This is a genomic window from Alteromonas sp. MmMcT2-5, from assembly GCF_022348315.1.
GTDB lineage: Bacteria > Pseudomonadota > Gammaproteobacteria > Enterobacterales > Alteromonadaceae > Alteromonas > Alteromonas macleodii.
This window is the reverse complement of record NZ_JAKRFB010000121.1, coordinates 1-1,827: the sequence shown is the minus strand read 5'-3', so window position 1 is coordinate 1,827 and position 1,827 is coordinate 1. Positions and strand designations below refer to the sequence as shown.

The 1,827-nt window shown below is 49.3% G+C and carries 2 protein-coding genes; both read right to left on the bottom strand.

Annotated features, from left to right (window positions below; translation table 11 throughout):
• Positions 1–80 precede the first annotated feature (80 nt).
• A complete protein-coding gene (gene istB, locus MHN09_RS21170; protein ID WP_239241833.1) occupies positions 81–827 on the bottom strand; it encodes an IS21-like element helper ATPase IstB in 747 nt (248 codons plus the stop codon).
• 8 nt (positions 828–835) lie between these two features.
• The coding region (gene istA / locus MHN09_RS21165) for an IS21 family transposase (RefSeq protein ID WP_239241832.1) at positions 836–1,827 on the bottom strand (992 nt) is incomplete at its 5' end.

Here is a 1,827-nt window from a genome sequence, read left to right as displayed (position 1 = left end):
GTGCGTATTTCGGTGAATCCGATCGGTCGTTTCGGTTTTATCCGATCACTTTTTCATCTTCTTTTTCGTCCCTGCCAGTTTTACCTTAAGTGATCGGATTGGTCTAGTTTTCTCATCGATTCGCCAGCCAGTTCAATTCGATGACTGTTGTGCAATAAACGGTCGAGTAATGCATCTGCCACAGTGGGGTTACTGATGAGTTTGTACCATTCGGTAACGGGTAACTGGCTGGCGATAATGGTACTGGTGTTTTGGTATCGCTCTTCCATCACATCAAGTAAGTCATTAGCCTGACGTGCGCTCAGTTTTTCCATTCCCCAGTCGTCCAGGATGAGCAGCTTTTTCTTAGCGAGTTGTGCAAGCTGTTGTCGGTAACTGCCATCGGCGTGGCCGATATTCAGTTCATCAAGAAGCTGCCCAAGTCGGTAATATCGCACCGTATGATGTTGTTCACAGGCTTGTCTGGCTAACGCGCATGCGAAGTACGTTTTTCCGCATCCTGTTGCACCGGTAACGATAATGTTGTGGGCGTGATGTAAGTATTGGCCGCTTAACAGTGTGGCGACTTTATCTTTGCGTAGGCCGCGCTCTGCACGGTATTCCAATCGGCTGGCATGAGCCTCTAAGCGCAAGGTTGCCTGGCGCAGTAAACGCTTCACTTTGCTGTCTTGCCGACAATGAATTTCATGCTGTGCCAGCAATCCTAAGCGCTCTTCGAAGCTCATCTCGTCGTAAGTTGTCGCTTGGCTTTGTTGTTGCTGTAACGCTTGAGCGAAGTGCCCAAGCCGTAAGCTACGTAGTTGCTCTTGTAATTGAGATTGTGTCATGGGTTTTCCTATTGATAGTAATGTTGGCCGCGGATATTGTGATGGGTGACAGGCTGCTCATCCTGCTCAACAGCGGTGCTCGGTATGCTTTCTTGATGATGTTTGAGTAAGTTCATCACCACACTCCGGTGAGGGCGTTCTAGCAGTAATGCCTTTTGGCAAGCGGCTTCAAGTCGCGCAGCACCATGTTGTTTAGTGAGGTTTAGGATAGCTAAGCAGCTTTTAATCGCTTGCTCAGGATGTTTGCGACTATGGATGTGCCACTGCACCACACCACGGGTACCCACACCGATATTCTCAGCCCAGTGCAGTAAGCGCTCAGCACTGAAGCGCTGTTTTACATGGCTGTCCGGCATGTGTTCTTTTTGGGTTGAGAAGCCGCCTTCTTTTGCTGATTTAGCGTGCTGTGTTACCAGTTGATTGTGATGATAGATGCTGACCACACTGCCACTTGCCTCTATGGTCACCGTGTTGCCCACTAAAGTGTGTGGTACAGAGTAAGCATGCTTTTGGTACAACACATGGTAATCCGGCCCTACCTTCGCCCATTTACTGTCGATGTACTCATACATGGTGCCAGGTAATGGCATTAAGGCTGGCTTATCGAGCAGTTCAAACTGTTCACGACGAGAGCCTGGGTATAAGCGTTGTGGCCGATTATTTAACTCTGCCATTAACACTTTAATCCGCGCATTTAGACCCGCTAGGGTGTAGAAGCTCTCACGTCGCAATCGCATTAATATCCAACGCTCAACAATCAGCACCGCATTTTCTGCTTTGGCTTTATCCTTCGGTTTATATGGGCGTGCAGGCACAATGGCACAGCCATAATGCCGCGCCATTTTGGCATAGTTTTCATTTAGCGTAGGCGCGTAGCGGTGGGCTTTGGTAACGGCCGATTTCAGGTTATCCGGCACAAGTAAACGGGGTACACCGCCAAGGTGGCGGAACGTTCTTACGTGCGCCATTATCCAGTCTTCTTCACGTTGTGAGCGACCAG